This window comes from Methylosinus sp. Sm6, assembly GCF_019802345.1.
Lineage (GTDB): Bacteria > Pseudomonadota > Alphaproteobacteria > Rhizobiales > Beijerinckiaceae > Methylosinus.
In genome coordinates, this window is the sequence record NZ_JAINDZ010000029.1 from 1 (window position 1) to 25,205 (window position 25,205).

Annotated in this window: 23 protein-coding genes and 1 pseudogene; 12 read left to right on the plus strand and 12 right to left on the minus strand. The window is 67.3% G+C overall.

Annotated elements, in window-relative coordinates:
• Both K3F48_RS17500 and K3F48_RS17505 read left to right on the plus strand, forming a co-directional pair.
• A pseudogene (locus K3F48_RS17500) lies at nucleotides 1-527 on the plus strand (hypothetical protein); the annotation flags it as partial.
• A 107-nt stretch (nucleotides 528-634) separates the two neighbouring features.
• Nucleotides 635-2,665 (plus strand): glycosyl transferase, encoded by a 2,031-nt coding sequence (locus K3F48_RS17505; RefSeq protein WP_222576722.1) that lies wholly within the window; start codon nucleotides 635-637, stop codon nucleotides 2,663-2,665.
• A gap of 61 nt (nucleotides 2,666-2,726) precedes the next feature.
• Here the strand turns inward: K3F48_RS17505 and dnaA are convergent, their stop codons facing one another.
• The 7 genes from dnaA to K3F48_RS17540 all read right to left on the minus strand — a co-directional run bounded on the left by dnaA (nucleotide 2,727) and on the right by K3F48_RS17540 (nucleotide 10,110).
• Nucleotides 2,727-4,217 carry a chromosomal replication initiator protein DnaA gene (dnaA, locus tag K3F48_RS17510; RefSeq protein ID WP_222576723.1) on the minus strand — a complete coding sequence of 497 codons (1,491 nt, stop codon included), beginning with the start codon at nucleotides 4,215-4,217 and terminating at the stop codon, nucleotides 2,727-2,729.
• 909 nt (nucleotides 4,218-5,126) lie between these two features.
• Nucleotides 5,127-5,393, minus strand: coding sequence for a 30S ribosomal protein S20 (gene rpsT / locus K3F48_RS17515; RefSeq protein ID WP_222576724.1), 267 nt, complete (start codon nucleotides 5,391-5,393; stop codon nucleotides 5,127-5,129).
• 115 nt (nucleotides 5,394-5,508) lie between these two features.
• Complete coding sequence (locus K3F48_RS17520; protein ID WP_222576725.1) at nucleotides 5,509-6,282, minus strand: enoyl-CoA hydratase; 774 nt, start codon at nucleotides 6,280-6,282, stop codon at nucleotides 5,509-5,511.
• A 17-nt stretch (nucleotides 6,283-6,299) separates the two neighbouring features.
• Nucleotides 6,300-6,746: an Rrf2 family transcriptional regulator gene (locus K3F48_RS17525; RefSeq protein ID WP_222576726.1), complete on the minus strand. Its 447-nt coding sequence runs from the start codon at nucleotides 6,744-6,746 to the stop codon at nucleotides 6,300-6,302.
• Nucleotides 6,743-7,207: a dUTP diphosphatase gene (gene dut, locus K3F48_RS17530; RefSeq protein ID WP_222576727.1), complete on the minus strand. Its 465-nt coding sequence runs from the start codon at nucleotides 7,205-7,207 to the stop codon at nucleotides 6,743-6,745. Before dut ends, K3F48_RS17525 begins: the two co-directional genes overlap by 4 nt.
• Nucleotides 7,204-8,466, minus strand: a complete 1,263-nt coding sequence (gene coaBC / locus K3F48_RS17535) for a bifunctional phosphopantothenoylcysteine decarboxylase/phosphopantothenate--cysteine ligase CoaBC (RefSeq protein WP_222576728.1) — start codon at nucleotides 8,464-8,466, stop codon at nucleotides 7,204-7,206. Before coaBC ends, dut begins: the two co-directional genes overlap by 4 nt.
• A gap of 63 nt (nucleotides 8,467-8,529) precedes the next feature.
• Nucleotides 8,530-10,110 carry an ATP-binding protein gene (locus K3F48_RS17540; protein WP_222576729.1) on the minus strand — a complete coding sequence of 527 codons (1,581 nt, stop codon included), beginning with the start codon at nucleotides 10,108-10,110 and terminating at the stop codon, nucleotides 8,530-8,532.
• Nucleotides 10,111-10,351: 241 nt separating this feature from the next.
• Here K3F48_RS17540 and mog point away from each other — a divergent pair, with 241 nt between their 5' ends.
• From mog to cysG, 7 genes are all read left to right on the plus strand, one after another.
• Nucleotides 10,352-10,894: a molybdopterin adenylyltransferase gene (gene mog / locus K3F48_RS17545; protein WP_222576730.1), complete on the plus strand. Its 543-nt coding sequence runs from the start codon at nucleotides 10,352-10,354 to the stop codon at nucleotides 10,892-10,894.
• 245 nt (nucleotides 10,895-11,139) lie between these two features.
• A complete protein-coding gene (gene dapB, locus K3F48_RS17550) occupies nucleotides 11,140-11,961 on the plus strand; it encodes a 4-hydroxy-tetrahydrodipicolinate reductase (RefSeq protein WP_222576731.1) in 822 nt (273 codons plus the stop codon).
• A 37-nt stretch (nucleotides 11,962-11,998) separates the two neighbouring features.
• Nucleotides 11,999-12,619: a 2,3-bisphosphoglycerate-dependent phosphoglycerate mutase gene (locus K3F48_RS17555; protein ID WP_222576732.1), complete on the plus strand. Its 621-nt coding sequence runs from the start codon at nucleotides 11,999-12,001 to the stop codon at nucleotides 12,617-12,619.
• Between the two features lie 25 nt (nucleotides 12,620-12,644).
• On the plus strand, nucleotides 12,645-13,265 hold the full coding sequence (locus K3F48_RS17560) for an alpha-ketoglutarate-dependent dioxygenase AlkB (protein ID WP_222576733.1): 621 nt from the start codon (nucleotides 12,645-12,647) through the stop codon (nucleotides 13,263-13,265).
• A 163-nt stretch (nucleotides 13,266-13,428) separates the two neighbouring features.
• Complete coding sequence (locus K3F48_RS17565; protein ID WP_222576734.1) at nucleotides 13,429-13,827, plus strand: cytochrome c-554; 399 nt, start codon at nucleotides 13,429-13,431, stop codon at nucleotides 13,825-13,827.
• 136 nt (nucleotides 13,828-13,963) lie between these two features.
• Nucleotides 13,964-14,416 (plus strand): hypothetical protein, encoded by a 453-nt coding sequence (locus K3F48_RS17570; protein ID WP_222576735.1) that lies wholly within the window; start codon nucleotides 13,964-13,966, stop codon nucleotides 14,414-14,416.
• A 249-nt stretch (nucleotides 14,417-14,665) separates the two neighbouring features.
• Nucleotides 14,666-16,126 (plus strand): siroheme synthase CysG, encoded by a 1,461-nt coding sequence (gene cysG, locus K3F48_RS17575; RefSeq protein ID WP_222576736.1) that lies wholly within the window; start codon nucleotides 14,666-14,668, stop codon nucleotides 16,124-16,126.
• On the opposite strand, the gene K3F48_RS17580 is transcribed toward cysG, so the two are convergent.
• From K3F48_RS17580 to K3F48_RS17590, 3 genes are all read right to left on the minus strand, one after another.
• The gene (locus tag K3F48_RS17580) at nucleotides 16,078-18,129 is read right to left on the minus strand and encodes a TonB-dependent siderophore receptor (RefSeq protein WP_255609286.1); all 2,052 of its coding nucleotides are present in this window, start codon (nucleotides 18,127-18,129) and stop codon (nucleotides 16,078-16,080) included. The two genes, cysG and K3F48_RS17580, sit on opposite strands and share 49 nt — an antisense overlap.
• Before the next feature lie 398 nt (nucleotides 18,130-18,527).
• Nucleotides 18,528-20,324: a DNA helicase RecQ gene (recQ, locus tag K3F48_RS17585; protein WP_222576738.1), complete on the minus strand. Its 1,797-nt coding sequence runs from the start codon at nucleotides 20,322-20,324 to the stop codon at nucleotides 18,528-18,530.
• A gap of 115 nt (nucleotides 20,325-20,439) precedes the next feature.
• On the minus strand, nucleotides 20,440-21,282 hold the full coding sequence (locus K3F48_RS17590) for a tRNA nucleotidyltransferase (RefSeq protein ID WP_222576739.1): 843 nt from the start codon (nucleotides 21,280-21,282) through the stop codon (nucleotides 20,440-20,442).
• Nucleotides 21,283-21,503: 221 nt separating this feature from the next.
• Between K3F48_RS17590 and K3F48_RS17595 the strand changes: the two genes are divergently transcribed.
• Together K3F48_RS17595 and K3F48_RS17600 are read left to right on the plus strand one after the other, a co-directional pair.
• The gene (locus K3F48_RS17595; protein ID WP_222576740.1) at nucleotides 21,504-21,743 is read left to right on the plus strand and encodes a CopG family ribbon-helix-helix protein; all 240 of its coding nucleotides are present in this window, start codon (nucleotides 21,504-21,506) and stop codon (nucleotides 21,741-21,743) included.
• The gene (locus K3F48_RS17600) at nucleotides 21,740-22,027 is read left to right on the plus strand and encodes a type II toxin-antitoxin system RelE/ParE family toxin (protein ID WP_222576741.1); all 288 of its coding nucleotides are present in this window, start codon (nucleotides 21,740-21,742) and stop codon (nucleotides 22,025-22,027) included. The genes K3F48_RS17595 and K3F48_RS17600 overlap by 4 nt, the downstream gene beginning before the upstream one ends.
• Before the next feature lie 63 nt (nucleotides 22,028-22,090).
• Here the strand turns inward: K3F48_RS17600 and K3F48_RS17605 are convergent, their stop codons facing one another.
• Both K3F48_RS17605 and K3F48_RS17610 read right to left on the minus strand, forming a co-directional pair.
• The gene (locus K3F48_RS17605; RefSeq protein WP_222576742.1) at nucleotides 22,091-22,450 is read right to left on the minus strand and encodes a response regulator; all 360 of its coding nucleotides are present in this window, start codon (nucleotides 22,448-22,450) and stop codon (nucleotides 22,091-22,093) included.
• Nucleotides 22,451-22,503: 53 nt separating this feature from the next.
• Complete coding sequence (locus tag K3F48_RS17610) at nucleotides 22,504-24,603, minus strand: HWE histidine kinase domain-containing protein (protein WP_222576743.1); 2,100 nt, start codon at nucleotides 24,601-24,603, stop codon at nucleotides 22,504-22,506.
• A 107-nt stretch (nucleotides 24,604-24,710) separates the two neighbouring features.
• Between K3F48_RS17610 and K3F48_RS17615 the strand changes: the two genes are divergently transcribed.
• Nucleotides 24,711-25,088 (plus strand): GNAT family N-acetyltransferase, encoded by a 378-nt coding sequence (locus K3F48_RS17615; RefSeq protein ID WP_222576744.1) that lies wholly within the window; start codon nucleotides 24,711-24,713, stop codon nucleotides 25,086-25,088.
• Nucleotides 25,089-25,205 lie beyond the last annotated feature (117 nt).

Below are 25,205 nucleotides of genomic sequence, written 5' to 3' on the forward strand. Positions count from 1 at the left end.
AGATCGGCAAGCTCTCCACCACCGCCCTCGCCGATCTCTCCACCACCCAGGTCGGCGAGCTGACCGCCACCCAGGTCCACGGATTGACGTCGACGCAGCTGAACGCCTTCGATGCGTCCTATATCGACGCCATCGACGCGGGCTCCTTCTCGACGACGCAGATCGCGGGGCTCGACGCCACCTCGATCGGCAATCTGACGTCGACGCAGATCGGCGCGCTCTCCGCGGCGCAGGTCGGGTCGATCGCCTCGAGCTCGATCAATTCGCTGACCACGACCGAGCTCGCCGCGCTCACCTCGACTCAGGCGTCCGCGCTGACCAGCGCTCAGATCGGCGCGTTGACGACGACCAGCTTCTCGTCGCTGACGACCGACAGCCTCTCCGCGCTCACCACCACGGCGATCGCGGGCCTGACGACGGCCGACATCGCGGCGCTGACGACCACGCAAGGGCTCGCATTCACGACAACCCAGATTCACGCAATGTCCGTCGATCAAGCTGTGGCGCTCGTTACTCTCCTCGGCTGACGACGGAAGGGCGGCGAGCCGCGTGGCGACACGCGTTTCCTTAAAAAGGACCGGCGTGGCGGCCTCTCCCGGCCGCGCGCCGTCAGCCTCGCCGAATGGACGTCGACATGCCCAGCCAGCCGAACGGATCGGAGCCCGCGATCGCTCTGTTCAAAACGTCTATTGCGAAAGCCGCCTCGCAGAACCTGTCGCTCGCGGAGCTGTTCGACGCGGCGGCCCGGCTGAAGGGCTCCGGCCAGGAGCGTTCCGGGGCCGAGCTCTACAAGACATGGATCGCCTACAACTGCGACCATCCGCTGGTCTACGCCGCCTATTTCAACTACGCCTCCGCGCTCGCCGACACGGGCGACCGCCCGGGCGCGATCCTTGCGCTGCGCGAGGCGCTGCGCGTGAAGGCCGACTTCCATCCGGCGCATATCAATCTCGGCCGCCTGCTCGAGGACAGCGGCCAGGCCGGCAAGGGCGTCGCGCAATGGATGACATGCGTCGAGCAGCTCGGCGCGATCACCGGCGATTCGGTCGCCCATAAGCTCAGCGCGCTGCAGCAGATCGGCCGCGTGCTCGAGGGCCATGACAAGGACGATTCGGCCGAGGACGCGCTGCGGCAGAGCCTCGAGATCGATCCGCGCCAGCTGGAGGTGGCGCAGCATTGGATCGCGCTGCGCCAGCGCCAATGCGAATGGCCGACGCTCGCGACATCGGAGCGCGTCTCCCGCGCGCATCTCCTCGAGGGCATTTCCTCGCTGTCGCTCGCCAATCTCTCCGACGATCCGATGTTCCATCTGGCGAAGGCCTATCGCTACAACAAGCGCGCCATCGGCCGCGTCCCGCCCTTGCCGCGGGAGGAGGCGCCGCGCCGCCGTCCGGGCGAGCGGCTCAAAATCGGCTATGTCTCATCCGATCTGCGCGAGCATGCGGTCGGCTTCGCCATGACCGATGTGATGGAGACGCACGACCGCGCCCATTTCGAGATCCACGCCTATTATTGCGGGATCGCCCGCAATGATCCGACGCGCGAGCGCATAACCGCCGCGGTGGACCGCTGGACCGACATCAACGGCATGAGCGACGAGGCGGCGGCGCGACGGATCGCCGAGGACGGCGTTCACATTCTCGTCGACCTCAACGGCTACACCAAGGACGCGCGCACCCGCATGTTCGCGCTGCGGCCGGCGCCGATCATCGCGAACTGGTTCGGCTTTCCCGGCAGCATGGGCACGCCCTACCATCATTATATGATCGCCGATTCCGTCATCGTCCCGAAGGAAGCCGAGATATTCTATTCCGAGAAGGTCCTGCGCCTGCCCTGCTACCAGCCCAACGACCGCAAGCGCGTCGTGGCGGCGGAGCGGCCCTCGCGCGAGGAGGCGGGACTGCCGGAGGACGCCTTCGTCTATTGCTCGCTCAACGGCATGCAGAAGCTCACCGCGCTCACCTTCGAGCGGTGGATGAGGATTCTCGCCGCTGTTCCGAACAGCGCGCTGTGGCTGCTCACCGGGACGGAGGCGACCAATGAGCGCGTGCGCCGCGCGGCGGCCGAGCGCGGGATCGCGCCGGAGCGCATCGTCTTCGCGCCGAAGATGCCCAATCCGCGCCATCTCGCGCGCTATCCGCTGGCCGATCTCTTTCTCGACAATTTCCCCTATGGCGCCCATACGACGGCCGCCGACTCGCTGTGGATGGGCGTGCCGATTCTGACCTATGCGGGCCGCAGCTTCGCCGCGCGCGTCTGCGCCAGCCTCGTGCAGGCGGCCGGCGTCGGCGAGCTGGTGTGCGCGAGCGCCGAGGACTATGTGGCTCGAGCCATCGAGCTCGGGCGGGATCGGCGGCGACTCGCGGCCATTCGCGAGCGGCTGATCGCCGGGCGTGATCGCTGCGTGCTGTTCGACACGCCGTCGCTCGTCGGCCATCTCGAAAATCTCTATCGGGAGATGTGGCGCGACTTCGAGACAGGCGCCCTGCCGCGGCCCGACCTGCGCAATCTCGACATCTATCACGAGATCGGTGTCGAGCTCGATCACGAGCGGCTCGAGCTCATCGGCGACGACGCCTATCGCGCGCTCTATCTCGACAAGCTCGCGCAATGGGATCGAGCCGAGCCGATCGCGGCCGACGATCGCCTCTGGCGCGCGCGTTGACGCAAGAGGCGCTGCGCCTGCCCCCTCCCCGATGCAGCGGGCGAAGGAGAGGGCGCGCGCCCTACTCCGCGAGAATGCGCTTCAGCAGCTCGATGACCTCGGCGAGGCTCTTGTCCTTGGCGGCGAGCTCCTCGACCTTGCGCACCGCGTGCAGCACGGTCGTATGGTCGCGCCCGCCGAAGCGGCGGCCGATCTCGGGCAGAGAGCGCAGCGTCAGCACTTTCGACAGATACATAGCGATCTGCCGCGGCCGCACCACATTGGCGGTGCGGCGCGAGGACAGAATATCGGCGCGCGAGATGTTGTAATGGCTGGCGACGAGCTTTTGAATATCGTCGATCTTGACGCGCTTGGGCTCGTGATTGCGCACGAGATCGCGAATCGCGTTCTCGGCCGTCTCCACGCAGAGCGGCGCGCCATTGAGCGTCGAATGGGCGAGCAGGCGGTTCACCGCGCCTTCGAGATCGCGGCCATTGGTCACGATCGTCTTGGCGACATAGGAGATCACCGCGGGCGGCACTTGAAAATTAGGCTGCGCCTCTTGCGCGGCGGCGATGCGCGCCTCGAGGATCTTGACGCGCAGATCCTCGTCGAGCGGGCCGATATCGACGCAGAGCCCGCCCTTGAAGCGCGACAGCACGCGCTCGTCCAAAGTCTCGAGGTCGGACGGCGGGCGGTCGGCGGCGACGACGACCTGCTTGCCGTCGTCGATCAGCGCGTTCAACGTGTGGCAGAACTCCTGCTGGATCGACTTGCCCTGCAGGAATTGCACATCATCGATGATCAGCACGTCGATGTTGCGCAGCCTCTCCTTGAAGGCCATCGACGTCTGCGCCGTGAGCGCCGATACGAAGCCGCTCATGAATTTCTCGGCGGTGAGATAGATGACGCGGCGCCTGTTGTCATTGGCCGAGCGCGCCACCGCCTGCAGCAGATGCGTCTTGCCGAGCCCGACGGCGGCGTGGGTGTAGAGCGGATTGAACAGCGGATGATCGCCGGCGCGCGCATCCGCCACGCGGCAGGCGGCCGCATAAGCCAGCTGGTTGGACGGTCCGACCAGGAAGGTCGAAAAGGACAGGCGCCGGTCGAGCGGCGAGCCGCTGAAGGCCTCGCCCTCGATCCGCGCCGCCGCGCGGCCGGCGCTGCGCACATGCGGCTCGGCCTTTTCGACGACAGCCGGCGATACGGGCGGCTCCGCGGCCTTCTCGGCCGGCGGCGAAACGGCAGCGGAATCGGCTTCGCGCGCGCGCGCGCGGCGCGAGGGCGAACGCACGTCGATGACGACGCGATCCGTTCCCGCGAACTCCGCGCAGAGGCGCGCCTTGATGCGATCCGCGTAATGCGACTGAATCCAGCTCTTCAGGAATTTGGTCGGCACCGTCAGGAGAATAGCGGCGTCCTTCACCGTCTCGAGCTCGAGACGCGCGAACCAGGAATTATAGATAGCGTCGCCGAGCTCGGCGCGAAGTCGGCCGCGCACCCGCTCCCACTTCTGCCGATCGGCGCTCGACAATTCGCTGGGAGACGGCTGATGATCGCTGTGTTCGGGCATGATTCTCTTTCGCGCAGAAGACGAGCCGAGCGCCGTGGGCGCCATTGCGGCGCCCAAGCGGAAGCCCGGACAAACCATTTGAATTTGATCGCTACGCCGTCACGACACGCTCGAGCGACGGCTGCTGCGCCGATTACTGGCTGAAGTCGAAAGGTCGCGCGCCCGCCGCGGGTCGACTTCGAGACGCCATCGAGCCGCGCCTCGCACTCATGTTCAGCCCCATCTCGGCCCGCCGCCCCAACGCCATCACGTCACCCCCGAATCCACGAAGAGCCGCGCCCCTCGTGGTCCTGACAATCTCTCGATCACTGATACGCAGACAGAAAATGCATCGAGCGGTGTTTCAGTCGATGCATTCGTGGCATGGTGGACGCGGTTGCGGGGCGCTGCTCGATCCTGTCGTCGAGTCCGGGGTCTTCACCCCATGGCCCGCATGAGCTTTCTGTCGTTCACATTCGCAAGGCCTGTCGCAATTCCATCCCACGGTTTTGAAACTACACGCCTCGTTTTCGCCGCGCAATCATCCTCGAGCCGCAGTGTGCGCGCATTTTGGCGCATCGGCGCCTCGCTTTGCGACACCGCCGAAGCTTCGCCCGGATAAAGGCATGATTCGCCGCCGAGAAAAAAAAGGCGCCGGGCGCAGGCTGCGGCGACCGCTCTGGGCGAGCGGAGGGCTGCCGAGGCATCCGCGCGAATGTCAAGCGGGCAGAGGCCGCCACAGGGCCGGGGCCTTTATCGCAATCATTTGTTTTTCAACACTGTTCCCTGCGCGCAAGAAAAACGTGTGATAAATTTCTGCCACTACGCTCGATAGCGCCGCGACGCCTTACGCGCCAGTACGCGAAAAAGCGAAAGCCCGGCGGAGCCGGGCTTTCGACTTACGAGAACGATGTCGTCGATCGCGTTTGGTCAGGCGGAGAGCGCCTTCACGCGCGCCGTCAGGCGCGACACTTTGCGCGATGCGGTGTTCTTGTGAATGACGCCCTTCTGGGCCGCGCGCATCACGACCGGCGCGACGCTCTGCAGCACCGCGGCGGCAACCGCCGCGTCGCCGCTGGCGATCGCCTCCTCGACCTTGCGGACTTGCGTGCGCAGCTGGCTGCGGCGCGAACGATTGACCGCCGTGCGACGGGCGATCTTGCGAACGGCCTTCTTGGCCGAGCTGGTGTTGGCCATCTATGTTCCCTCGAGGACGATGCGGGCGGCCGGGGCCGCCAAAGAAAAGCGGCCGCGAAGCCGCGGCCGATGTCTGCGCCTTATAAGCGCGCGGGCGCTCCCGCGTCAATGCCGCTCATTTGTGCTCGAAGCGCGGCGGACGCTTCTCGATGAAGGCGCTCATGCCCTCTTTCTGATCCTTGGTCGCGAACAGCGAATAGAACAGCCGCCGCTCGAAGCGCACGCCTTCGGACAAGGGCGTCTCGAAGGAGCGTTCGACCGCCTCTTTCGCCATCAGCGCCGCCGGCAGCGACATGGAGGCGATGGTCTGCGCCGTCTTCAGCGCCTCCTCGAGCAGACGCTCGGCGGGCGCGACGCGGGCGACGAGGCCGCAGCGCTCGGCCTCCTCCGCGCCCATCATGCGGCCGGTCAGCACCAGCTCCATCGCCTTGGACTTGCCGACCGCGCGCACCAGGCGCTGCGTGCCGCCCGAGCCCGGGATGACGCCGAGCTTGATCTCGGGCTGGCCGAATTTGGCCGTGTCGGCGGCCAGGATGAAGTCGCACATCATGGCGAGCTCGCAGCCGCCGCCGAGCGCGAATCCCGCCACCGCCGCGATGATCGGCTTGCGGGCGCGGGCGAGACCGTCCCATTGCGACAGGAAGTCGTCGAGATAGGCGTCCGACGCGGTCTTGTCGCGCAGCTCCTTCACATCCGCGCCGGCGGCGAAGACCTCGGCCCCGCCGGTCAGCACCATGCAGCCGATCCCTGCGTCCGCTTCGAATTGCGCCAGGGCGTCGGCGAGCTCGCCGATCAAACGGGCGTTCAAGGCGTTGAGCGCGCGCGGACGGTTGAGCCGCAGCAGGCCCACACGGCCGTGAGTCTCGATCTCTATCGTCTCATAATTCACGGCCGGCCTCCGCCTCTTCAGATGTCGAAATCGCCTTCGGCGGCCTCCGCCTGGCCGAAGCCTTCCGCGAACGCCGCCGCATGCAGCTCGTCGAGCGTGATCTCGTCGAGCCGCGCCAGAGCGAGACGCTCGGCTTCGGCGAACACCGGATCGATGACGCGCGTGAGAAGGAGCAGGCTCTCGGCGCCGTTCGCCTCCTCTTCGACGCGCAGGGCGACGCGCACGATGTCGCCGACGCTGAGCCGGCGCCGCTCCTTGGCCAGCTCGTAGCCGCCGGACGGTCCGCGCACGCTCTTCAATATTCCGGCCCGCACCATCGCCTGCAACATGCCCTCGAGATGACGCGGCGGCAGATCGTGCCGCGCCGCCAGCGCCCGCGACGACACCGGCCGCGCGCGCGAATGCAATGCGACATCGAGCGCCGCCATCAGAGCAAGGCGCGCGGACCGCGGCAGCAGGCTCATTGCGTCTCGCTCCGCCCCGTCCCCGTCGAGCCGAAGCCGCCGGCGCCGCGCGCGGTCTCGCCGAGCTCGGCCGCCTCCACGAGTTCGGCGCGCGCGCAAGGGGCGATCACCAGCTGCGCGACGCGCATTCCGCGGACGATCTCGAACGGATGCGTCCCCAAATTGACCAGCAGCGCCTTTACCTCGCCGCGATAATCCGCGTCGATCGTGCCCGGCGCGTTCAGCACGGTGACGCCGAAGTCGAGGGCGAGGCCCGAGCGCGGACGCACCTGCGCCTCGAAGCCCTCCGGCAGCATCAGCGCGATCCCGGTCGGCACGAGATCGCGCGCGCCGGGCTCGAGCACGAGCTTCTGCCCGGGCGCGAGCGCGGCGACGAGGTCGAGCCCCGCCGCTCCCACGCTCGCATAAGCGGGAGCGGGCAGTCCTTCGCCATGGGGCAGCCGGCGCCATGCGACCTTCATCGGGCGCACTCCGCTTGCGAGAGACGCTCGGCGAGACGCGCGACGAGGCGCGCCGCCACGTCCGATTTGTCGAGCCGCGGCCAGGATTCGACGCCGTCGGGGCCGACGAGATGAACCTCATTGGCGTCGCCGCCGAAGACGCCCGCAGCGGCGCTCACGTCATTGGCGACGATGAGGTCGCAGCCTTTGCGGGCGAGCTTTTCCTCGGCGTTGGCGATCATATCGCGCGTCTCGGCGGCAAAGCCCACGACGAGCGTTGGACGGGCGCTCTCGCGGCGCGCGACGCGCGCCAGAATATCGGGGTTCTCGCTGAGGACGAGCGAGGGCGGCGCGCCGCCCGGACGCTTCTTGATCTTGTCCGGCGCCGGCTCGGCGCGCCAGTCGGCGACGGCCGCCGCGCCGATGAAGAGATCGGCGGGCAGCGCCGCCTCGACCGCCGCCAGCATTTGCAGCGCGGTCTCGACATGGCGCGTCTCCACCCCCGGCGGATCGTCGATCTCGACCGGCCCGCTGACCAGCGTCACGCGCGCGCCGGCGCGCGCCGCGGCGGCGGCGATGGCGTGGCCCTGCTTGCCGGAGGAGCGGTTGGAGAGATAGCGGGCGGGATCGATGGGCTCTCGCGTCGGTCCGGAGGTGACGACGACATGCCGGCCGGCGAGCGACTGGCGCCCCGCGCCCGGCAACGCAGCCGCGATCGCCGCGACAATCGCGAGCGGCTCGCTCATGCGTCCGGGCCCGAACTCGCCGCAGGCCATCTCCCCCTCCTCCGGCCCGACGAAGAGGACGCCGTCGTCGCGCAGCTGCGCGATGTTGCGCCGCGTCGCCGGATGCAGCCACATGCGGACATTCATCGCCGGCGCGACGAGAACGCGCTTGTCGGTCGCGAGCAGCAGGGTCGTCGCGAGATCGTCGGCCTGCCCCGACGCCATGCGCGCGAGGAGATGCGCGGTCGCCGGCGCGACGACGACGAGATCGGCCTCGCGCGAGAGGCGGATATGTCCCATCTCCTGCTCGTCGGTGAGAGAGAACAGATCGTCGAAGACGCGCTCGCCGGACAGGCTCGCGAAGGAGAGGGGCGTGACGAAGCGCGCCGCCGCCGCGGTGAGAACCGTGCGAACGCGCGCGCCGCGCTCGCGCAGGCGGCGGACGAGGTCGAGCGACTTATATGCGGCGACGCCCCCGCCGACGATGAGCAGCAAGGTCCGGCCGGCGAGGATTTGCTGTTGCGCGTCTGTGCTCACCAGGGACTCCGCTCGCATGAGGCGTCGCGAAGAATACTCTTTTTCGCGCCGCGGCGAAAACAGCGGGACGCGGACCGGAAATCAACCGGCCGGCGCCCCCCGGCACAGCATCGCCTCGACCTTGGCTTCCAATTCGTCGAGCGTGAAGGGCTTGTGCAGGATTTCGATATTCGGCTCGCCCTGCAAGCCGTCCAGCGACTTGCCTGCATAGCCCGTGACCAGCAGGATGGGCAGGTCGCTCCTGTCGACGCGCGCCGCCTCGGCCAGCCGGCGCCCGTCGACTCCGGGCAGCCCGAGGTCCGTGACCAGCAGATCGAGCGGCGCGCCCGAGCGCAAAATCTTCAACCCCTCCGAGCCGTCCTCGGCCTGCACGACCGCGCAGCCGATGCCCTCGAGCGTCGAGGCGATCTGCATGCGCACCTCGATCTGGTCCTCCACCAGCAGCGCCGTTCGTCCATTCCCGCATGCGCATTCGGTCGTGGCGGGGCGCAGCTCCTCCTCCGAGACGAGGAGCGGACGCTCCTCTCCGGGCAGATAGAGCCGCACGCTCGTCCCGTCGCCAGGGCGGCTGTCGATGCGCACGAAGCCGCCCGACTGCCGCGCGAAGCCATAGATCTGCGAGAGGCCGAGGCCCGTCCCCTTGCCGGTCGGCTTGGTGGTGAAAAACGGCTCGAACACACGGCTCAGAACCTCCGGCTCCATGCCCACGCCCGTATCCGTCACCTCGATCTCGACATAATCGGCGGGCGCCCTGCCCGGATCGACCGGGTCCGCCAGCCCTCTGCGATCCGCCGTGGCGATGCGCAGCGCGCCGCCTTTCGGCATCGCATCCCGCGCATTGACCGCGAGGTTGAGCAGCGCGCTCTCGAGCTGCGACGGATCGCAGATGACGCTCCAGCCGCCATGGCCCGGCTGCAGATCGAGGCTGACGTCGGGTCCGAGGGTGCGTCGCAGCATTTCCTCGAGGCCGAGAATCAGCCTGTCGGGATCGATGATGCGCGGCTCCAGCGTCTGCCGCCGGGCGAAAGCCAGCATTCGGTTGATGAGGCGCGACGCCGTGCTCGACGCTTTGCGTATCGCCGCGATCGACGGCGCGATCTCATTGCCGCGCCCCCGCGCGACCTGCCGTTCGATGACTCCGAGCGACCCCGTGATGACCTGCAGCACATTATTGAAATCATGCGCGATGCCGCCGGTCAGCCGGCCGATCGCCTCCATCTTCTGCGCATGGGCGAGACGCTCCTCGCTGTCGAGCAGAGCGGCGTTGGCCTCGCTCAACTGACGCGCCGACGGCAGCGAGAGGAAGCTCGGCAAGGTCCACCACAAGGCGACCGCCGTGGCGGCCGAGGCAATGGCCGTCAGGGCCTTGACGCCGCCCTGCAGCCCGTAGAGCGGCGTCCACAAGGTCACGACATCGAGCAGATGGGTGGCGCCGCAGGCCAGAATGAATGCGGCGAACAGCCAGAGCATGGGCCGGAAGACGAGATCGCCGCGGCGCCGTCCAATCACGACGAGCGCCAGCGGAATCGAGAAATAGGCGAGGCCGATGGCCGTGTCGGAGATCGCATAGAGCCAGACGAGCCCGGGCTCCCAGAGCAGGCAATAGCCGTGCGGCGCGAGGTCGGATGCGCCGAAGAGCCACTCGCTGAGCTTTGTCAACATGTCGAGTTCTCCTCCTCGACCGAAAATTTGCCGAAAGCGCCGGAAAGGCAACGCCCTGCGACCAATGCCACGACGCGGGCCGCGCTCTTCCGCCACCGCAGTTCTCGGCGCCGTCTCGCGATTTTATGCCGGACAGCCGCGGCCGATCTCGCAATTCGATCGGTCGAATCGTCGCAGGGCGCGCCGCGCCGCGAGCGCTTTCCTTATTGTCAGCCGCGCGGGAGAGGCTAATCTGCGCGCCATGAACGAGAAGAGAGAAGCCGTCATCGGCGTCGTCACCGCCTCCGATCGCGCCAGCGCCGGCGTTTATGAAGACGAAAGCGGTCCCGCTATCGCCGCCTATCTGCAAAACGTGCTGACGAGCCCCTTTCGCATCGAGCGGCGCATCATTCCCGACGGTTTCGAGAGCGTGCGCGATACGCTGATCGATCTCGCCGACAATTTGGGTTGCGATCTCGTCGTCACAACCGGCGGCACTGGACCCGCCCCGCGCGATCTGACGCCCGAGGCGACGCTGGCCGCCGCGCCGCGCGAGCTGCCCGGCTTCGGGGAGCTGATGCGCAAGGTCTCGCTGGCCCAGACGCCGACCGCGATCCTGTCCAGGCAGACAGCCGCCCATCGGGGCAAGTGCCTCGTCATCAACCTGCCCGGCAAGCCGGCGGCGATCGAGCTGTGTCTCGACGCGGTGATGCCGGCCGTCCCTTATTGTCTCGATCTGATCGGCGCCGCCTATATAGAGACCGATCCGGCGCGAGTCGCGGCCTTCCGCCCCAAGGGCAAGTAACGGCGCGGCCCAGCCCGGAACGGGCGGGGTCGCCGCACGAATGGCGTCGGGGCGGGCTCGTCCCCGCCCGATCGCCTGCGTCGCTCGGGGCCTTTGTTTACCAAACGGCCCAGGGGCCGCCGAACTGCGCAGCCGTTCGTCCCGGTCGGCTTCTCTTCGGCCGGTCGGGACTGTATAGAACGCTGCCGGACCGCCCTTAGGGGCGGCGCCGGCGAATTCGTCCGAATGTCCGCGGGAGCAGGATCATGAGCGAGATGCGGCTGGTCGTCGCCGGCGCCGCCGGCCGCATGGGCCGAATGCTGATCGGGGCCATCGGCGATTCGCTCGGCGTGACGCTGAGCGGCGCGCTCGAGCATCCCGGCTCGCCGCATATCGGCGAGGATGCGGGAGTGCTCGTCGGGCGCCCGGCCAATGGGGTGGCTGTGAGCGCCGACCCCTCCGCCGTTCTTTCGCAGGCCGACGCGCTGATCGACTTCTCCACTCCGGCGGCGACGATCGCGCTCGCGGCGCAAGCGGCGGAGGCGCGCGTCGCCCATGTCATCGGCGCCACCGGCCTCTCGCGCGAGGACCTCGCCGCCATAGCGGCCGCCGCCGAACGCAATGTCGTCGTGCGCTCCGGCAATATGAGCCTCGGCGTCAATCTGCTCGCCGCTCTCGTCGAGCGCGCCGCCGAGGCGCTCGGCCCGGCCTGGGACGCCGAGATCGTCGAGATGCACCACAAAATGAAGGTCGACGCGCCCTCGGGCACCGCTCTGCTGCTCGGCGAAGCCGCCGCGCGCGGGCGGGGAGTCGAGCTGTCCGAGCACAGCGCGCGGGCGCGCGACGGCATGACGGGCCCGCGCCGGGCCGGCGACATCGGCTTCGCCTCGCTGCGGGGAGGCACCGTCGTCGGCGACCATATGGTGATCTTCGCCGGCGCGGGCGAACGCATCGAGCTCGCGCATCGCGCCGAGGATCGCGGCATTTTCGCGCGTGGCGCAATCGCCGCCGCGCTCTGGACCAGGGGCCGCGCCGCCGGCCTCTATTCGATGGCCGATGTGCTCGGCCTCGGCGACGCTCGCGTCTGAGCGCGGCTCGCTCGAAGCTTCGAGGGACACCTCCTCAATGGATCGCATTCTCGTCCTCCTTCGCCACGGCGAAAGCGAATGGAACGCGAAGAACCTGTTCACCGGCTGGAAGAATCCGGACCTCACCGCCAAGGGCGAGGAGGAGGCGCGCCACGCCGGCTGCCAGCTGAAACGGCTCGACCTGCGCTTCAACATCGGCTTCACCTCGCTGCTGCTGCGCGCCCAGCGCACGCTCGACCTCGTGTTCCAGGAGCTCGGCCAGAAGGACGTGCCGATCATCCGCAGCCGCGCGCTGAACGAACGCCATTACGGCGACCTCTCCGGCCTCGACAAGGACGAGGCGCGCAACCAATGGGGTGACGAGCAGGTGCGCCTGTGGCGGCGCTCCTATGACGTCGCGCCGCCCGGCGGCGAGAGCCTCAAGGACACGGTGGCGCGCGTGCTGCCCTTCTACTGCCAGGAGATTCTTCCACGCGCGATGCGCGGCGAGCGCGTGCTGGTCGCCGCGCATGGAAACTCCCTGCGCGCGCTCGCCATGGTGCTCGACCGGCTGACGCCGGATTCGGTGCCGTCGCTCGAGATCGCGACCGGCGTTCCGATCGTCTATCGGCTGAACTCCGACTCGACCGTCGCGATCAAGGACGTGCTGAGCAGGTGAACCCGCCGCGGCGGGGAAAGCGCGCATGGAGATCGAACCGGGCGTCCACCTCTGCCGATCCTATCTCGACGAGGCGGCGCAGATCGCTCTGCTGCGCGAGATCGAGGCGGTCATCGCGCGGGCGCCGCTGTTCACGCCGACCATGCCGCGCAGCGGCAAGCCATTCTCGGTCCGCATGACCAATTGCGGCCCGCTCGGCTGGGTGAGCGACAAGGCCGGCGGCTATCGCTACCAGCCATTGCATCCGCAAACGCGCGAGCCCTGGCCGCCCATTCCACCGCCGCTGCTCGAGGCCTGGAGCGCGCTCGCGGCCTATCCGCTGCCGCCGCAGGCCTGCCTCGTCAATTTCTACGACCCTGCGGCGCGCATGGGCCTGCATCAGGATCGCGACGAGGCCGATCTTTGCGCGCCGATCCTCTCCATCTCGCTCGGCGCCGATTGCCGCTTCCGCCTCGGCGGCTCGAGGCGCGGCGATCCGTCGCGCGCCTTCGCGCTCGCTTCCGGCGATGCGCTCACGCTCGGCGGCGGGGCGCGGCTGCGCTTCCACGGCGTCGACAGGATCCTGCCCGAGATCGCGCCGCGGCTCGCATCGCCTCTGTTCGCCGACGGCGGGCGCATCAATCTCACCTTGCGCCGCGTCGGCTGACGTATTTTCAGCGCCCGTTCAGCCTGCGGAGCATATTGTCTGAAAAAGCGCTCCGATATAGGTTCCCCGCCGCGGGATGAACGAAACGGCGCATGGCGCGGCCATCGCCGCGAACTAAGACAGTCGATCCGGAGGGGACGACGCTTCGAGGAAAGGGACGAGGATGAAATCGATTTCCATGCTGACGCTCGCTGCGAGCGTCGCTTTCGCCGCCATGGCCGGTCAGGCTGTCGCCGCCGGCGATCCCGCGGCGGGCGAGAAGGTTTTCAACAAGTGCAAGGCCTGCCATCAGGTCGGCGAGACCGCCAAGAACGCCGTCGCTCCGGAGCTCAACGGCATCAACGGCCGCAAGTCCGCTTCCGTCGAGGGCTACAACTATTCGGAGCCGTTCAAGGCGCTCGGCATCACCTGGGACGAGGCTCAGTTCAAGGAGTTCATCAAGAACCCCAAGGCCAAGGTCCCCGGCACCAAGATGATCTTCCCGGGCCTCGCCTCCGAGGCGGACCAGGAGAATGTGTGGGCCTATCTCAGCCAGTTCGGCGCGGACGGCAAAAAGAAGTAAACGCCCCACGGGCCTAGCCATCAAAATAAAGCGTAGCTAGACTACGCAAAACAGATAAAATCCCCATTGCAGCAATGGGGATTTTTATTGACGCTTACAGCGGAAGGCTGAATTTGCAAAATTAAGGAACAGTAAAATGTTTTACGTAGCTGCTTTCTCCGTTTTCACAATGCTATTGCTGCAAACAGCTCACGCTGGCGAATCGGTGAGCGAATTCTTTAACAGATATGGGCGCCTCAATGGAAATTTCGACCCGTCCGTAGCCGATCTCTATTCTGATACTGCAAAAATTCACACGTTCAGAAGGTATCCATTCGGCCTCCAACGGACTATCGTGCTGAGCGGAGCACAATGGAAGAGCTTGATCGTCACGATCATGCCATTGGCAAAAGCAAAAAACGATATAAGCACCACGTCTAACGTAACTATTTCAAGACATGGTCAAGTCTATAAAATAAAAGCGAACAGGTACTTCACTATCAAGTGCTATACAGACACTGGATACTACATGATCGTAGCGCAAAACGAATTAAAAAAATGGCAGATAGTTGAGGAGTATATGGAAACACAACCGCAATCCGACTGTTAGCATCGGTCGAAAATATTGCAATTATTTCTTGAAGCGTTTGATTGCATTTATCCATGGTTGTCGACAGCACAAATAAGCGACAGATTGCTGCAACTGCTCAACGGACGGCCCACGGCCCGCCTAGGTGTTTGCTTCCCGGCTCGCCGTCCTCCGATCCTTCGATCCCGCGCCGTATTTCGTGCTAAGGCCCCTCCCCAGCCGGCTCTCGAAAGAGCGCCGCAATCGACAACGGTCGAGCCAGAGGCCAGCGTGACGAGAAAGCCAGACGAGATTCCCGCCGAGCTGATGCGCGACCTCGCGACGCTGCCGGTGTTCTACACGCTCGAAGGACGCCGCGTCGTCGTCGCGGGCGGCTCCGAGGCGGCGGCGTGGAAGGCCGATCTCGCGGCGGCGGCGGGCGCCGATGTCCATGTCTTCGCGCCCTCCCCGTCCTCGCGGCTGCAGGCCGTCGCCGCCGCGCGCGCGCGCATGACCCTCGTCGAGCGCGACTGGCGCGCGGATGATCTCGCCGGCTCCGCTCTGGCGCTCGCCGCGATCGAGGACGACGCCGAGGCGGAGCGCTTCCGCAATGCGGCGAAGGCGCAGGGCGTGCCGGTCAATCTCGTCGATCGGCCGGCGCTGAGCGATTTCTCCATCGGCGCGATCGTCAATCGCTCGCCGCTCGTCGTCGGCGTCTCGACCGGCGGCGCGGCGCCGGCCTTCGCGCAGGCGCTGCGCGCGCGTCTCGAGACGCTGATGCCGGCGAGCTTCTCCGCCTGGGCGAAAGCCGCGCGCGACTGGCGCCCGCAGGTGCTCGCCTCGGGGCTCGATTTTCTCGCGCGTCGCGACTTCTGGCGCCGCTTCACGCGCGAAGCCTTCGCCCGCGTCGAGCAGGCGCCCGACGATCGCGTCCGCGATGCGCTGCTCGACGAAGCGCGCCGCGCCGCCGCCATGCCGACGCGCGGCCGCGTCACCCTCGTCGGAGCCGGCCCCGGCGATCCGGAGCTGCTGACGCTCAAAGGCCTGCGCGCGCTCTCGAACGCCGACGTCGTGCTGTTCGACGATCTGGTGCCCGCCGCCCTGCTCGATCTCGCGCGGCGCGAGGCGGCTCGCATCAATGTCGGCAAGCGCGGCTACGCGCCCTCCGTCGCGCAGGACGAGATCAGCGCGCTTCTCGTCGCTCTCGGCAAGGAGGGCAAGAATGTCGTGCGCCTCAAGGGCGGCGATCCGATGATCTTCGGCCGCGCCAACGAAGAAATCCGCGCGATCCGCGCGGCCGGCCTCGATGTCGAGGTGGTGCCGGGCGTCACCGCCGCGCTCGCCGCCGCCGCGGCGCTGGAGGCTTCGCTCACCAATCGCGACACGGCGCGGCGCGTGCAATTCGTCACCGCGCATACGAGCGACGGCAAATTTCCCGAGGACATCGACTGGCGCGCGCTCGCCGACGCGCGCGCGACGACGGCCGTCTATATGGGCAATCGCACCCTGCCGGAATTGTCGCGGCGCCTCGTCGCCGAAGGCATGGATCCGACGACGCCGGCCTTCCTGATCGAGCGCGCGAGCACGCCGCAGCAGCGCGTCATCGCCGCGACCATCGCCGAGCTTCCGCGGAAGGCGGCGCAGGAGCCTCTCTCGGGCCCCTGCCTCGTGCTGATCGGCGGGACGCTCGCCGACGCGCAGCGTCAATATTTGCAGGTGAGCGTCGCCGAGACCGATCGCGGCTCGCCGTAGAACAGCGCCCCGCCGGAGGTGAAATTCGGCCGATTGGTCAGATTGGAGGCGCTCACGTCGAGGCTCCAGTGATCGTCGAAGCGATAGCCGAGCGAGGCGGCGAGAACCTGCTGGGGCGCCAGAGTGAAGCCCTGCACATTGGGCTGCGTCGCCTCGGTGCGGCTCGCATAATTAAAGCTCGCCCCGAGCGAGAGGCCGCGCAGATCGCCCGTTTCGAACGTATAGCTCAGATCGAAATTATAGACGCGGCGCGGCGCGCCGAGCAGATCGCTGCCGACCTGCGACGGCGTATTGGAGTCCTTCGTCACCTGAGCATGAAGGAACGTGGCGGCGGCCGTCGCCTTCAATCCGGGAAGCGGCTCGACAGAGACATTGACCTCGCCCCCGTGACTGTGCTGCTGGCCGGTGACGAGCGCATAAAAGCCGCCGGGATTGGCGGGGTCGACGATCGCGACATGATCGCGCGTCACATCGAACAGGCCGAGCCCGACGCTCGCCTTCCATTCCGTGAGCTCGTGCTCGAGGCCGATCTCATATTGCGTGTCCTGCTGCGGCGGCGGCGCGCTTCCGCTCTTCAGCCGAACCGATATGTTGGGAATGAGCGAGCGTCCGAAGGCGGCGAAGAGCTGCGTGTCGGCGAAGGGGCGATATAATATGCCGGCGCGCGGACTGAAATAGCCGGTGATTCCCTCGCTGAGGCTGTGGATCGGCTGCCCGGCGATCACGCCGAAAGGATCATGCACGGTCTCGCGCTGCGCGAGCAGATCATAGCGTCCGCCGACGAGAATGCGCCATTGCGGCGAAAGGTCGATCAGGTCTTGCGCATAGGCCGACTGGCTCCAGGCGCGCGCCGCGCCATTGCTCCAGAAGGCGTTGCTGAAATCGACGCCGAGCGGATAGACCGGCGCGCCGATGTCGATCGGCGGCAGCGGATCGCGCGCGACCGTCTCGTTGTGACCGAAGAAATAATCCCAATGCTCGAGCCCGAGAAACACCGAATGCGCGATCGGGCCGGTGTCGAAGCGGCCGCTCAAGCGCAGCTGCGCGTCGAAATTGCGCGTGGAGAAATTCGATCGCGCCGGCCTGCCGAGCGTGAGCGAGCGATTCCCGTCATAGCCCCAGCCGAGAAACCAGCCATACTCGTTTCCATTGAGGGTGTAGTCGACCAGCGTCGTCAGCTTCCAATCGGCGTCGAACGCGTGCTCATAGGTCAGCGAGAATTCGGCGGCGTGCGGCGTCTCGTGCTCGTTCACCGGCGCGCCGGCGTAGAACTCGCGCGGAACCTGCAGAAAGATCGGCGCCGCCGGCACGCCGTCGCGATACACGAGCCGCATCGCGCGATATTCGGAGCGCAATGTCAGCCGGTCGCCATTGTCGAGCAGAAGAGTAGCGGCCGGAGCGACATCAAATCCGCGCGAACGCTGGACATCGACGAAGCTCTCGCGGATCTGCGCGAAGCCGGTCATACGAAACAGCAGATTGTCGGAAAGCTCCGAGGGCGTGTCGATGTCGAAGGTCAGCCGGCGCACGCCGAAAGAGCCGAGCGTCGCCGTCGCTTTCGTGAATCCCTCGCCCATCGGCTTCTTGCGAATATAATTCGCCGCGCCGCCATAGCCGCCGAGCGCCTTGCCGAACAGCATCGCGCTCGGCCCTTTGTAGAACTCGACGTGATCGACCATCGCGAGATTGACGTCGTCCGCGGTGAAGCCATGCGCCGCGCCATCGAACAGCGTCAGGCTGCTCGGGAATCCGCGCATGACGAAGCCCGGCGAATAGCCCGAATCGCTCGTCGACGAATTGACGAACACACCGGACTGGTCCTTGCCCAAGCTCTGCGCGCGCGGCGGGTTGTCCTTGTTCTTCGTCTCGCGACTCTCGCCGTCCGTTTCGAGCTTCGGCCGGCGCTCCTCCGATGTCCTCGCCTCCTCGGCCAAGGACGGCGTCGCGAGCGCGAGCGCGGACAGAAGGGCGATGTCTCGCCGCTTCGAGCCGAAGCGCTCCAATCCGAGCGCGAGGCTGGAGCGCGCGCCCGGGAGTCCGCGACGCTGACGCGTAGAAAAACTCCCGACAATCACCGACGACAACTCACAAAGAGAAATGTCACGCGAACCTCGCAAGAAGCTCATGCCGTCGGTCGTCGACGAAAGCTGTCTTCTCTTAACACTCGCGTCACATGGATCGCAATCGCTCTCGATCGGCGTCGAGCAAACCTTACACCAACCTGTCATGAACGCTACGCGAGACTGACGAGGCCACCGCGCGCCACGTCGGCGCCGCCAGAAAAGCGATCGTGGAGACGCAAATGGAGATGCGGCGCGACGCCGCGAGACGCCGCCAGCTTTCGCCAGCGCCGTAGACGAACGGGAAGCCTGCCGAAGTCAGAAAGAAAGGCCGAGCCTGCTCACGAAAGCGCGTCCTGCAGCGCTACGAGAAAGGCTTCGCCATAATGAGAGAGCTTGTGCTCGCCGACGCCCTGGACGGCGCGCATTTCGGCGAGGGTCGCCGGCCGGCGCGACGCCATTTCGATGAGCGTTCGATCTGGAAAAATCATATAGGCGGGCAGGCCCAGCTCCCGGGCGAGCTCGAGGCGCTTGCGCTTCAGCGCCGCGAGCACGCGCTCGTCCTGCGTGTCGAGCTCAACGCTGCGAGGGGCGTCCTTGCGTTTTTCGCGCGCCGTCAAGGCGTCGCGTCGCAGCGCGATCTGCGAGCGGCCGAACAAAATGTCCTCGCCTTTCGCCGTGAGCGCAAAGCCGCCGTGCTCCGTGCTCGCGAGAGCGCGCGCGGCGAATAATTGACGGATGATGGCGCTCCATTCCTGCTTGGAGCGATCCTTGCCGACGCCGAAGGTCTTGATGCTCTCATGGCGGTTGCGGCGCACGGTCTCGCTCGCCGCGCCGGTCAGAATGTCCGCGAGATAATTGGCGCCGAAGCGCTGGCCCGTGCGCATCGCCGCCGACAGCGCCTTCTGCGCGTCGACGGTTCCATCATAGATCTGCACACGCCCGAGACAAATGTCGCAACGCCCGCAAGGCTCGCTCTCCTCGTCGAAATAAGCGAGCAAGGTCTGACGCCGGCAGGTCGGCGTCTCGCACAGCATGGCGAGCGCGGAGAAGCGGTCATGCTCGATGCGCTTTCTCTCCTCGCTCACCTCCTTCTGATCGATCTGCCGGCGCCGAAAGGCCATGTCGTCGAGGCCGTAGAGAGTGAGCGTGTCGGCCGGCAATCCGTCGCGCCCGGCGCGGCCGATCTCCTGATAATAGGATTCGACGCTGGACGGCATGTCGGCATGGGCGACGAAACGCACATCGGGCTTGTTGACGCCCATGCCGAACGCGATCGTCGCGACGGCGATGATTCCGTCCTCTTGCAGGAAGCGATCCTGATTGCGGTTGCGCACGGCCTGATCCAGCTTCGCGTGGTAGCAGATCGCCTCATGGCCCTGCTCGGCGAAATAAGCGGCGAGCTTCTCGGTCGCGTCGCGCGACGAGCAATAGACGATGCCGCTCTCGCCGCGATGCTTCTCCAGAAAGCGCTGCAGCTGGCGGCGCGGCTGATCCTTGGCGGAAAATTGCAGCGCGAGATTGGGCCGGTCGAAGCTGTGCAGGAAGACGCGCGGGCTGGTCTTGAACAGCCGCTTGGCGATATCGGCGCGCGTCGCCTTGTCGGCGGTGGCGGTGAGGCCGACCACCTGCGCGCCGAGCGTTTCGGCGGCGACGCCGAGCTCGCGATATTCGGGGCGAAAGTCGTGACCCCATTCGGACACGCAATGGGCTTCGTCGATCGCGAGGCGCCTCGCGCCGGCGCGCGCCAGCATGTCGAGAACGCCGGGCGCGAGCAGCCGCTCCGGCGAGACGAACAACAGGCGCAGCTCGCCATTGCGTAGCGCGCGGCGCGCGTCATCGTTCTCCTGCGCGTCGTTCGTCGAATTGAGCGTCGCCGCGGGAACGCCGAAGGCGCGCATCTGTTGCACCTGGTCGCGCATCAAGGCGATGAGCGGCGAGACCACGATGGTGAGCTTCCCGTCGACGAGAGCGGGCAGCTGATAGCACATGGACTTGCCGCTGCCGGTCGGCATGATGGCGAGCACGCCCTCGCCGGCCAGCACGGCGGCGATGATCTCCGCCTGTCCCGGCCGGAAATCCTCATAGCCGAAAATGGATTTGAGCAGCGCGCGCGCCTTTTGGGGAAGCTCGGACATGAGCCGAGCAGGTAGCACGGAACGGCGGCGGCGGGCGAGCGCGTCGCTCGCCTCCGCAAGGGCGCGAAACGCTCCGGCGCGATAATCGACAGAAGCGGCGGAGGCCCTGCCGCCTTCAGGCCGTCTCGCTGGACCACCGCTGCGAGCGGAAAGCCGCCGCTATGGCCGCGGCGCGCGCCTCGGCGGAGGGGTCGTCGATCGCCGCGCAGGCGGCGAGCGCGGCGGCGAGCAGCGCCGCCTTGGCATAGGGCTTGTCCCGATCGCCATGACCGCGGAAATCGCAGGCGCAGACCATCATCAGCCGGTCGAAGCGCTCGCGCGCGTCGAAGGCGCCGAGCCGCTCCAGCATCAGGGCGACCGGCCCCGCGCGCACTTCCGACGCGCGATGCACGCGCTCGCATTCGGCCAGCGCCAGCAGCGCCAGCTCGCGACAGTCCGCCGGCGCGCCGAAACGCTCCGCAATCGCATCCACGCGCGGCACGCCGCGCTCGATATGCTTGTAATGCACCGGCAAATGCTCGGGCGGCGAATCCGATTTTCCGACATTCATGGTGAGAAGGGCAAAGCGCACCGAGAGCGGCGCGCCGAGCGTGGCCGCCTCGTCCAGCGCGGCGAGAAGATGCTCGCCGAGATCGACCTCCCCCTGCCCGTCCGAAATCTGCGGCACGCCGAACAGCGCGTCGACCTCCGGCAGAATGCGCTCCAGCGCCCCGCAGCCGCGCAGGATGCGCAGCAGCCGCCCCGGCGCGCGGCCCATGAGCCCGGGCTCCAGCTCCGCCCAGACGTCGGCATAAGCGACGCCGTCGAGGCAGCCCGCCTCGATCTGCTCGGCCATCAGGCCGGGCACATCGTCGCCGGTCGCGTCCTCGGCCTCGGCGAGCAGGACGGCCATGCGCAGAACGCCGAGGCCGGGATGAGTCTGCCCGAAATCGGGCGTCGGGAAGGAAGCGTCTGACATAGCGATACCGAAGTTGTCATGTTTCGCCGCGCGGAGCAAACGGCGGGCCGCGCGGCTCGCGCGGCGAGGCGTCCGCCCCATCCCTCGCGCCAGCGTTCGTCTGCCGCGTCCGCGCTTCCGGCAAGCGGTCGTCGATGAGAACGCGAATTCCATGGCCTTCGGCACATGGCGCTGTTAGACTACATGCGAACCGTATCGCACCATGTCGATAAGAGGCCCCGATGTCCGCCGCTTTTACCGTGCGTCTCGATGAGACAACGCTCGGCGCGCTCGACAAGCTCGCCGCAACGACCGAACGCTCGCGCAATTGGCTGGTCGCCAAGGCCGTCGAGGATTACATCGCCCTGAACGCTTGGCATATCGGCAAGATCGAAGCCGGAATCGCAGCGGCTGATCGCGGAGACTTCGCCAGCGATGACGAGCTGGCGCGAGTGCGGAAGAAATTCGCAGCCACAGAATGAAGCTGCGCTGGACGGCTCCGGCGCTGCGCGACCTCGAAGCGATCGGCGACTATATCGCGCGCGACAATCCCGCCGCGGCGGATCGCGTCGTCACCCGCATCCTCGACCAAGCCGAGCTCCTCGCCGTCCACGCCCACGCGGGGCGCGCCGGGCGCGTCCCTGAAACGCGGGAGATGATCGTGTCGGACTCCCCCTTCGTTCTGCCCTACCGCGTGAGGGGAGAGGTGGTCGAGGTGCTTGCCGTTTTCCATGGCTCGCGCCAATGGCCGGACAGCTTCAACTGAGATGGGCGCGCTTTCGCGCCCGCATTTGCCGCAGCGAGATTAGTCGCCGACGGGCGCCGCCCCTCACCGCGCCAGCCCGCGAATGCGGGTCGCGAGCTCATCCTGATCATAGGGCTTGGCCAAAAACGGCGCCTCGGCGAGCGGGCCGGGCAATTGCTTCTGCAGATAGCCCGACAGCACGAAGAACGGCAGATTGCGGGCCTTCAGCGCATCGGCGACGCCGGCGCTGCTGACGCCGCGCAGATTGGCGTCGAGGATCACCCCGTCGATTCCGGTCCCCTCGATCAGCGACAACGCCTCGTCCACCGAGCTCGCAGTGCCGCCGATCTCATAGCCGACCTCCTCGACGACCCAGCACAGGTCCGCCGCGATCGCCGGCTCGTCCTCGATCACCAATATGCGGATCGGCTCGCCTGCGCTCATCCTCGGCTTCTCCCCTACGCGAGCGGCGTGTCTGTGCTTGGAGAAGCGAGCTTCTAGGCTCGCTTCTCCAAGCCTCGATCGGCGTCTGCCTGCGGCGGCTCGATCACATTTTCGGGCGGCGCGCGCACCGTCCAGGCGATCCCGGCCGGCGCATAGTCGAGCGTCACCTGCCCGCCGAGCGAATGCTTGACCATCTGCAGGATGACCATATGGCCGAAGCCGTGGCGCCGCGGCGGAACGACGGCCGGCCCGCCGCTCTCGCGCCAGCTCATCTCGAAGCGCGGCGCGCCGCTCTCGTCGGCCACGACCCCGAAGGCGATGCGCGCCTCGCCCCGCTCCGTCGACAGCGCGCCATATTTGCCCGCATTGGTCGCGAGCTCGTGCAGCGCCATGCCGATCGTCTGGCCGGCCGAGGGCTTCACGATCGTCCGCGGTCCCTCGATCAGGATGCGCGAGCCGAACAAATCGCGGAAATGGGCGAGCTGCGAGCGCGTCAGCGCCTCGAGATCGACGCCGCGCCATTCGTTCTGCACCAAGAGATCATGGCTCGCGCCGAGCGCGGCGATGCGGTGGTCGAAGCGCTGCGCAAAGGCCGCCGGCGAATCCCTGCGGGCGGTCTGACGGGCGACGGCGCGCACCACGGTGAGCAGGTTCTTGGCGCGATGCGTCACCTCGCGCATCAGCAGCTCGACACGCTCCTCGGCCTTCTTGCGCTCGGTGATGTCCTGGATCGTGCTGCGCAGGCCGACGATCTCGCCGCTCGGCTCGCGCACGGCCTCGCCGCGAATGGTGACGAAGATGCCGGCGCCGTCGACGCGATGCGCGGGCAGGTCGAGCTCGAAGCCTTCGCCCGAGCGGAGCGTCTCGCGCGCCGCCGCATCGAGCCGCTCCCAGTCCTGCGGCGCATAGAGCAGGCCTTTCTGCTCGGCGAAGGCCGGCGGCGGCTTGCCCGGATCGAGTCCGAAGATGTGCGCGAGATAGGGAGAAGCGCTGCCGCTGTCGCACGCCTGGCCGCTCCAGCGCCAGCTGCCGATGCGGCCGAGGCGCTGCGCTTCCCGCAGCTCCGCCTCGGTGCGCAGCAACGCCTCCTCGCGAGAGCGGATCGCCTCGGCGCGGGCGCGCTCATCGGCATAGGCGCGGGCGTCGGCCATGGCGGAGCCGATCTTGGCCGCGACGCGATCGAGAAAATAGGCATAGGCGGCGTCGAGCCGCTTGCAGGCGCTGACGCCGGCGATCAAAGCAGCGGCCGCGCGGTCCTGGCCCGGCAGGACGATCGGGAACAGCACCGCCTCGTCCGGCGCGGAGGCGCAGACGCCGCGCGGCAGCACGCCATGGCGCGCGTCGAGCGTGCGCATGGCGACGCGCCCGGGATGGAGCCCGGGGACGTCGGCGAGGCCCCAGAGGTCGCCGCGAACGGGGTCGGGATCGCCGAGGCGCAGGCGCGACGGAAACGCGCGCGCGCCGGGAGGCGCGCCGGTCGAGGCCATCAGGATCGCCTCGCCGCACGGCTCGTCGAGCCGGTAGACGGCTGAAAAGGGGATGTCGGCTTCATTGGCCGCGAGAACGCTCGCCGCCACGCGGCAGGCCTGCGTTTCGTCCTCCGCCCGGCTCACCGCGGCGAGATCGCGCAATGTGCGCAGCCGCCGCTCGCCGACCACCCGCTCCGTGGTTTCGACGACCGGGCAGAAAACGCCGCCGACCGAGCCGTCGTCATCGAAGATCGGCCCGTAGGAAAAGCTGAAATAGGCCTCGTCGCGGCGTCCGTTGCGCATCGGGTCGAGCTGCAGATCCTCCGACCGGGTCGGCCGCCCGTTGGCCAACACCCCCTGCAGCATGGGGCCGATCACGTCCCAGATTTCCGGCCACACATCGCGCGCGGGTCGGCCGAGCGCGCGCGGATGCTTGTCGGCGAGAAAGACGTGATAGGCGTCGTTATAGAAGAGGCGCAGGTCCTCGCCCCAGAAAATAGCCATCGGAAATGCGCTGTTGAGGCACACTTCGAGCATCACGCGCAGGCGCTCGGGCCAGCGGCGGGGCTCGCCGATCGGCGAAGCAGACCAATCTGTCGCAGCAATCAGCGCGGCCGTTTCGCCGCCGCCCAGCAAGACCCGTTCGGACGGCCTCGCGGCGGCTTCGATCTCGGTTGCGGTCACCGGCGTTCGATTCCGATACGCCCCCTCCGCAGCCTATATCGAACTCGGCAACGGCCGATTCAAGCGCTCGCGCCAGCGTCCCGGATTTGCGCTCTTCCTCCAGCGTTATGCCCTCCCCGAGCCCGGCGTCCGGCGGAGCGCAAACCGACGTTGCCGAGATCGGCGATACGGCGGCCGGCTATTTCAGCCTGACCGTCGGGCAGGTCGAATACGCCGAAGCGCCGGAGCGTCTCGCGAAGGGATTGGCCCGGCGCCCCGTGCCGGTCATGATTCTGGCCCGATCGGCGGTCGCCAGGGAGTGGGAGGGCATAGGGCTCGGCGCAACGCTTCTGCGGGACGCCTTGCGGCGCACCGCCCGAGCCGCCGACATCGCCGGGATCGGAGCAGTCGTCGTTCACGCCAAGAACGAACAGGCGAAGCGGTTCTATCAGCAGTCGATTTCGATGTCGCCGCGGACGCGCCCTTTCATCTTTTCCTTCAGATGAAACAAGTCGATCGTCTGATGAAACGCTGAACGCGGCTCCGCCGCTCGGGCGGCCGAAACCGAAACAATATCGAAAGACGGCTCTCTTCCGACGCGCCGCTGGCCCTTCGTCGCAGGC